The organism is Pseudoxanthomonas kaohsiungensis, assembly GCF_010211765.1.
Classification (GTDB): Bacteria; Pseudomonadota; Gammaproteobacteria; order Xanthomonadales; family Xanthomonadaceae; genus Pseudoxanthomonas; species Pseudoxanthomonas kaohsiungensis.
This window is the reverse complement of sequence record NZ_PDWO01000028.1, coordinates 1-7,133: the sequence shown is the minus strand read 5'-3', so window position 1 is coordinate 7,133 and position 7,133 is coordinate 1. Positions and strand designations below refer to the sequence as shown.

Annotated in this window: 6 protein-coding genes; 5 read left to right on the top strand and 1 reads right to left on the bottom strand. The window is 70.2% G+C overall.

Going from position 1 to position 7,133, the window contains the following annotated elements; genetic code table 11:
• Positions 1 to 67 precede the first annotated feature (67 nt).
• From sucC to CSC66_RS17010, 5 genes are all read left to right on the top strand, one after another.
• Positions 68 to 1,231, top strand: a complete 1,164-nt coding sequence (sucC, locus tag CSC66_RS17030) for an ADP-forming succinate--CoA ligase subunit beta (protein WP_162378608.1) — start codon at positions 68 to 70, stop codon at positions 1,229 to 1,231.
• Positions 1,232 to 1,407: 176 nt separating this feature from the next.
• Positions 1,408 to 2,283, top strand: a complete 876-nt coding sequence (gene sucD, locus CSC66_RS17025; RefSeq protein WP_162378607.1) for a succinate--CoA ligase subunit alpha — start codon at positions 1,408 to 1,410, stop codon at positions 2,281 to 2,283.
• 848 nt (positions 2,284 to 3,131) lie between these two features.
• The gene (locus tag CSC66_RS17020; protein WP_238394445.1) at positions 3,132 to 3,641 is read left to right on the top strand and encodes a sigma-70 family RNA polymerase sigma factor; all 510 of its coding nucleotides are present in this window, start codon (positions 3,132 to 3,134) and stop codon (positions 3,639 to 3,641) included.
• A 20-nt stretch (positions 3,642 to 3,661) separates the two neighbouring features.
• Positions 3,662 to 4,327, top strand: coding sequence for a serine/threonine protein kinase (locus CSC66_RS17015; RefSeq protein ID WP_162378605.1), 666 nt, complete (start codon positions 3,662 to 3,664; stop codon positions 4,325 to 4,327).
• Between the two features lie 73 nt (positions 4,328 to 4,400).
• Positions 4,401 to 6,038: an NAD+ synthase gene (locus CSC66_RS17010; RefSeq protein WP_162378604.1), complete on the top strand. Its 1,638-nt coding sequence runs from the start codon at positions 4,401 to 4,403 to the stop codon at positions 6,036 to 6,038.
• 126 nt (positions 6,039 to 6,164) lie between these two features.
• Here CSC66_RS17010 and CSC66_RS17005 read toward each other — a convergent pair whose 3' ends face one another.
• Positions 6,165 to 7,043 (bottom strand): outer membrane protein assembly factor BamD, encoded by an 879-nt coding sequence (locus CSC66_RS17005; protein WP_162378603.1) that lies wholly within the window; start codon positions 7,041 to 7,043, stop codon positions 6,165 to 6,167.
• Positions 7,044 to 7,133 lie beyond the last annotated feature (90 nt).

The window sequence follows — 7,133 nt, the reverse complement described above, 5'->3', positions numbered from 1 at the left end:
GCCCCGGCCCCCATCGGCCCGGATCCACGGCCGGCCCGGCGGTCGTTCCCCACCCCACTGGTGAAGCATGAATTTCCACGAGTACCAGGCGAAACAACTGTTTGCCGACTACGGCATCCCGGTCCCGGCCGGGCGCGTCGCGTCCACCCCGGCCGAAGCGGTCGATGCGGCCAAGGCCCTCGGCAGCGGCCCCTGGATGGTCAAGGCCCAGATCCACGCGGGCGGCCGCGGCAAGGCCGGCGGCGTCAAGTTCTGCAAGACGACCGACGACGTGTTCAACGCCGCCATCGGCATGCTCGGCACGAAGATGGCCACCTACCAGTCCGGCGGCGTGGCCCTGCCGGTCAACCAGGTGCTGGTGACCGAGGCCGGCGAGATCGCCAAGGAACTCTACCTGTCGGTGCTGGTCGACCGCGGCAGCAAGTCGATCACCTACATCGCCTCGTCCGAGGGCGGCGTGGACATCGAGCAGGTCGCGGCCGAGACGCCGCACCTGATCCAGACCCTGAACGTGAACTTCGTCGAGGGCCTGCAGCCGTACCAGGCGCGCGACGTCGGCTTCGCCCTGGGCCTGAACGCCAAGCAGGTCGGCCAGCTGGTCAAGATCATGACCGGGCTGTACCGCCTGTTCAACGAGAAGGACCTGGCCCTGGTCGAGCTGAACCCGCTGGCGATCCTGGACAGCGGCGACCTGTACGCGCTCGACGGCAAGGTCAACTCCGACGACAACGCCAGCTTCCGCCACCCGGACCTGGTCGCCATGCGCGACAAGAGCCAGGAGGACGAGACCGAGGTGCTGGCCAGCCAGCACGACCTCAACTACGTCACCATGGACGGCAACATCGGCTGCATGGTCAACGGCGCCGGCCTGGCGATGGCGACCATGGACGTGATCAAGCTCAACGGCGGCGAGCCGGCGAACTTCCTCGACGTCGGCGGCGGCGCCACCAAGGAGCGCGTCACCACCGCGTTCAAGCTGATCCTGTCCTCCGACAAGGTCAAGGCGATCTTCGTCAACATCTTCGGCGGCATCGTCCGCTGCGACATGATCGCCGAGGGCATCATCGCCGCGGTCAAGGACGTGGGCGTCAAGGTGCCGGTGATCGTGCGCCTGGAAGGCACCAACGTGGAAGAGGGCAAGAAGCTGCTGAAGGAAAGCGGCCTGGCCATCATCCCCGCCGACGACATCAACGACGGCGCCAAGAAGTCCGTCGCCGCCGTCGCCGCCTGATTCTTTTCGACGGCCCACGGATGGCGTGAACCCGACATCTCCCCCCTTGAGTCAAGGGGGTGGCCCGCCGCGAAGCGGCGGGACGGGGGATGTGGAGGCACGCACCGGACAGCGGCGCAGGCCGATGTCGCGCATCCGGAGCCGGCGCCCCAACAAGCATTACGAGGACTAAAAGCATGTCCGTTCTTATCAACAAGAACACGAAGGTGATCGTGCAGGGCTTCACCGGCCAGCAGGGCACCTTCCACGCCGAGCAGATGGTCGAGTACGGGACCCAGGTCGTCGGCGGCGTCACCCCGGGCAAGGGCGGCCAGACCCACATCGGCCTGCCGGTGTTCAACACCGTCGCCGATGCGGTCAAGGCGACCGGCGCCGACGCTTCGGTCATCTACGTGCCGCCGCCGTTCGCGGCCGACGCGATCCTGGAAGCGGCCGCCGGCGGCATCAAGGTCATCGTCTGCATCACCGAGGGCATCCCGGTGCTGGACATGCTGCGCGTCAAGAACGTGCTCAAGGGCCATCCGGACGTGGTCCTGATCGGCCCGAACTGCCCCGGCATCATCACCCCGGGCGAGTGCAAGATCGGCATCATGCCGGGCCATATCCACAAGCCGGGCAAGATCGGGATCGTCTCGCGCTCGGGCACGCTGACCTACGAAGCGGTCAAGCAGACCACCGACGTGGGCCTGGGCCAGTCGACCTGCATTGGCATCGGCGGCGACCCGATCAACGGCCTGAACTTCGTCGACTGCCTCAAGCTGTTCAACGAGGATCCGCAGACCGAGGGCATCATCATGGTCGGCGAGATCGGCGGCAGCGCCGAGGAAGAGGGCGCCGAGTACATCAAGCAGCACGTCAAGAAGCCGGTCGTGGGCTTCATCGCCGGCGCCTCGGCCCCTCCGGGCAAGCGCATGGGCCACGCCGGCGCGATCGCGTCGGGCGGCCAGGGCACGGCCGAGGGCAAGTTCGCCGCGATGGAAGCGGCGGGCGTGACCACGGTGCGCTCGCCGGGCGACCTGGGCGCGGCGATCAAGGCCCGCCTGGGCGGTTGATTCGCGCTGCCGTGCGTCACTGAGAAAAGGCCGCCTCCGGGCGGCCTTTTTTTGTGTTCTGGCCAAGGCTGCTGGGCAGGAGCGCGGGCTTCGGTCGGGGGCGTTCGAGCGAGGCGCTGGCTTCGGCGGGGGCCGCCGCCCTGCCGGGGCATGGCCCATCCCTCGGGCGGACATCCCTGTCCGCACTCGGGTCGTGGCACATCCATGTGCCACTTGTGCCATGCCCCGGCAGGACGGCGTCCTCGGGCGGGCGTTGGGGTCGCGGCTTCGACAACACACGTATTGCCACGGCCCAGCCCGAAGCTGCGCTGATGTGGCTGTCCCGCCCGATGCCGGCCCCCGCGGCCGCGGCTTTCTGCTGGGCCGCCGGTGCCGCCGAGCTCCGGATCCGGGGCTTTCTGTCCCGCTGTCGGTGCCCCGGGGCCCCGCCGCTGGTGCCCGCGAGCCCCGCCGCCGATGCTCGCGGGCCTTGCCGCCGATGCTTCCGAGCACCGACAGCGGGGCTTCCTGCCTCGCCGGCGATGCCTTCGTGCCCCGGCATCGTGGCTCTCGGCCTCGCCGCCGATGCTCCCGAGCGCCGGCATCAGGGCTTTTCGCCTCGTCGCCGGTGCTCTCTTGCCCCGACGCCGGGGCTTCCTGCCTTGCGCACAGGGTTGCGAACCCCGATCGCAAGGCTTTTTCGCTTGCGCGCAAGGCTCCAGGGGCCCAGCCGCGGGGCGTTCGCCTTGCGATCCCGCTGCCGACCCCGGCAGGCGGGGCCTGTGACAAACCGGCCCGTCCCGGCGAATCACCCGTGCATTGGACACAATGACCCACGGAAGCGATCCCGCATGGAACTCGCCACGCCCATGACCGAAACCCCGGCCCAGGCCTTCGACGCGCTGCTGCAGCGGCATCGCGGCATCGTGCTCAAGATCGCCGGCAGCTACGCCCGCGGCGCCGAGGACCGCGCCGACCTGGCCCAGGAGATCGCCGTGCAGCTGTGGCGGGCCTGGCCCGGCTATGACCCGGCGCGCAGCTTCTCGACCTGGATGTACCGGATCGCGTTGAACGCCGCGATCTCGTTCCTGCGTGGCCAGGCGCAGGCGGACCGCTCGGTGCCGCTGGACGACCATGCCGACACCCTGGCCGGCGGCGCGGCGTTCGATCCGGAGACGCACGAGCGGTTGCGCCTGCTGCAGCGGTTCATGGCCACGCTCGGGCCGCTGGACCGCGCGCTGCTGCTGCTCTACCTGGAGGAACGCAGCGGGCGCGAGATCGCCGAGGTGCTGGGCATCGGCGAGAGCAACGTCACCACGCGGGTCGGGCGGATCAAGCAGCGCCTGCGCGAGTACGCCGCCGCTTCCTTCCACGACTGATTCACACGACCGGACATCCGATGGACACGACCATGGAACTCGAAGAACTGAAAGGCGCCTGGCAGGCGCTGGGCCGGCAGCTGGAACGGCAGGAGGCGCTGCAGTGGCAGCTGCTGCGCGAGCGCAAGCTCGAACACGTGCGCCGCGGCCTGCGCCCGCTGGCCTGGGGGCAGGCGCTGCAGTTCCTGCTGGGAATCGGCCTGATCGTGCTGGGCGTGGCCTGCTGGACGCGCAATGTCGCGGTGCCGGGGCTGTTCTGGACGGGCGTGCTGGTGCATGCCTTCGGCGTGGCGCACGTGGCCCTGGCCGGGATCACCCTGGGCATGATCGGCACGTTCGACTACTCGGCGCCGGTGCTGCGGATCCAGAAGCAGATGGCACGGCTGCGCTGCGTCTACGCGGCCAGCGCCAATGTCTGCGGGGCGCCCTGGTGGGTGATGTGGGTGCTGGTGGTGGTCGCCTTCGCCGGCCTGGGCCGGGTGGAACCGGCCGCCGGCACGCCGTTGTGGATCCAGCTCAGCCTGGCGCTGGGCGTGGCGGGGTGGCTGGGCACGTATGCGCTGTCCTGGCTGTCCAGCCGCCGCGCCCGGCGCGCGGGGCGCGAGGGCGGGCTCCTCGACGAGAGCGGTGCGATCCGCCGCGGACGCGCGCTGCTGGACGAGATCGCCGAGTTCGAGCGCGACTGACCGCGGCGGGCACGACCACAAGTCCGCAACGTCGCGCCGGTATCATGGGCGCATCCCACGAACGGTCGCCGCCATGAAGGATTCCCTGCGCATCGCCCTGGCCCAGTTCGACTTCCCGGTCGGGGCGGTGGCGCGCAACGCCGAACGGATCGCGAGGATGATCGCCGAGGCGCGCGACGAGTTCGATGCCGACATCGTCCTGTTCCCGGAACTGGCGATCAGCGGCTACCCGCCCGAGGACCTGTTGCTGCGGCCTTCGTTCCTGGCCGCCTGCGAGGCTGCGCTGCACGAGGTGGCGAAGGCGGCGACCGGGATCGTGGCCGTGGTGGGCTGGCCGGAGTCGGCCGGCAGCGTGCTGTACAACGCCGCCAGCGTGCTGCGCGACGGCCGGGTCGAAGCGACCTACCGCAAGCGCGAGCTGCCCAACTACGCGGTGTTCGACGAACGCCGCTACTTCGAGGTCGACCCGGACGGCGGGCCCTGCGTGTTCGAGGTGCAGGGCGTGCCGGTCGGCGTGGTGGTGTGCGAGGACCTGTGGTTCCCCGAGCCGCTGGCCGACACGGTGGCCGCCGGCGCGCAGCTGGTCCTGGTGCCCAACGCCTCGCCGTTCGAGCGCGGCAAGCACGCCCAGCGCGACGCGCTGCTGGCCGAGCGCACCCGCGAATCCGGTGCGGCGCTGGCCTACCTCAACCTGGTCGGCGGCCAGGATTCGGTGGTGTTCGATGGTGCTTCGGTGGTGGCCGACGGCGACGGCACCGTGCATCCGGCCGCCGCCGCGTTCACCGACCAGTGGCTGCTGGTCGACTACGACGTCGCCGGGCGCCGCTTCGCGCCGGTGCAGTGGATGGACGACGGCGACGAGAGCATGGACGCGCTGGCCTGGCGCGCGGTGGTGCGCGGGATCCAGGACTACTGCGGCAAGAACGGCTTTTCGAAGGTGTGGCTGGGCTTGTCCGGCGGCATCGACTCGGCGCTGGTGCTGGCGTTGGCGGTCGACGCGCTGGGCGCGCAGAACGTCACCGCCGTGCGCCTTCCATCGCGCTACACCGCCGACCTGTCCAACGACCTGGCCGCCGAGCAGTGCGCCGCGCTGGGCGTGAAGCTGGAGACGGTGGCGATCGAGCCGGCCTTCACCGGCTTCCTGCAGGCGCTGGACGCGATGTTCGAGGGCCGCGATACGGATGTCACCGAGGAGAACCTGCAGTCGCGCAGCCGCGGCGCGATCCTGATGGCGCTGTCCAACAAGTTCGGCGGGCTGCTGCTGACCACCGGCAACAAGAGCGAGTACGCGGTCGGCTATGCCACGATCTACGGCGACATGTGCGGCGGCTACGCGCCGCTGAAGGACCTGTACAAGACCGAGGTGTTCGGCCTGGCCAAGTGGCGCAACACGGTCGGCGGGGCGCCGGTGATCCCGCCGGCGGTGATCGCGCGGCCGCCCTCGGCCGAACTGCGCGCCAACCAGACCGACCAGGATTCGCTGCCGGCCTACGACGTGCTCGACGGCATCCTCTACCGCTACGTCGACCAGGAGCAGTCGCGCGACGAGATCGTCGCCGCCGGGTATGCCGCCGAAGTGGTCGACCGGGTGCTGCGCCTGGTCCGGACCAGCGAGTGGAAGCGGCACCAGGCCGCGCCGGGGCCGAAAGTGTCGCGGCGCGCGTTCGGCCGCGAACGGCGCTATCCGATCAGCAACGGGTTTTCCGGCTGATCGACGCGCCGCCGGTCCTGTCCGGCAGCACCGCCCGTAGAGCCGGGCTTGCCCGGCTGCTCCCGCCGGTCCACGAACAAAAAAGCGCGCCGAAGCGCGCCTTTTCCCTTCCCGCCCCCGCCGGCGTCAGCGGTCGCGCGTGGCGCTGCGGTTGCCGGTCGGCGAAACCTCGCCGGCGAACGGGTTCAGCTTGCGGATCGCCATCGGGTAGTCCGGCCAGTCGCCGCTCAGGAACGGGTGCTGGGGGTCGTTGAGCTGCAGCACGCGGCGCGCGTCGGCGGCCAGGGCCTCGTTGCCCAGCGCCTCGTACGAGGCGGCCAGCGCGGCCACCGCGTCGTTCTGGAACTCGCTCTGCGGATAGGTTTCCAGGATGTACTGGGCGCGGCTGGCGGCGGACAGCCAGGCGCCGCGGCGCATGTAGTACAGCACGGTGTCCATTTCGTGGCGGGCGAACAGGTTGCGCAGCTCGACCATGCGCTGGCGCGCGTCGGGCGCGTACTTGCTGTTCGGGTAGCGCTGGACCACGCGCGCGAAGTCGTCGTAGGCCTGCTGCGGCGAGGCCAGGTCGCGGCGGCTGGGATCCAGCGACCACACCCGCTGCAGGAACACCGCGTCGCGGTTGGAGTTGGCCAGGCCGCGCAGGTAGTAGAAGTAGGCGATGTTGCGGTGGGTCGGGTAGGTGCGGATGAAGCGGTCGATGGTCGAGACCGCGTCCTCGTGGTTGCCGGCCTTGAACTGGGCGTAGGCCGTTTCCATCAGCGCCTGTTCGGTGTAGGGCCCGTACGGGTACTGGGCGACCAGGCGCTTGAACGTCCGCTCGGCGTCGGACCAGTTCCCGCGGACCATCTGGTTGTGGGCCTTCTCGTACAGCTCGGTGACCGGCAGCCCTTCGTCGGCGTCTTCCTTGCTGTTGCGGCCGCAGCCGGTGGCCAGCACGACCACGGCGAGCAGCAGGCCGGCCAGGCGCAGCGGGGCGGGGAGGGCGAAACGGGGGCGATGGGCCATCGGAAGGCGAGCGGCGCGGAAACGGAAAGGCCGATGATAGCCTAGTGGCCTGTCCGGCGACTGACTCCAGCGCGCCGGACGGCCCCGCAC

Excerpts from the sequence above, each read along its gene's own strand:
- sucC (WP_162378608.1), top strand. The coding sequence starts at position 68 with ATGAATTTCCACGAGTACCAGGCGAAACAACTGTTTGCCGACTACGGC.
- sucD (WP_162378607.1), top strand. The coding sequence starts at position 1,408 with ATGTCCGTTCTTATCAACAAGAACACGAAGGTGATCGTGCAGGGCTTC.
- CSC66_RS17020 (WP_238394445.1), top strand. The coding sequence starts at position 3,132 with ATGACCGAAACCCCGGCCCAGGCCTTCGACGCGCTGCTGCAGCGGCAT.
- CSC66_RS17015 (WP_162378605.1), top strand. The coding sequence starts at position 3,662 with ATGGACACGACCATGGAACTCGAAGAACTGAAAGGCGCCTGGCAGGCG.
- CSC66_RS17010 (WP_162378604.1), top strand. The coding sequence starts at position 4,401 with ATGAAGGATTCCCTGCGCATCGCCCTGGCCCAGTTCGACTTCCCGGTC.
- CSC66_RS17005 (WP_162378603.1), bottom strand. The coding sequence starts at position 7,043 with ATGGCCCATCGCCCCCGTTTCGCCCTCCCCGCCCCGCTGCGCCTGGCC.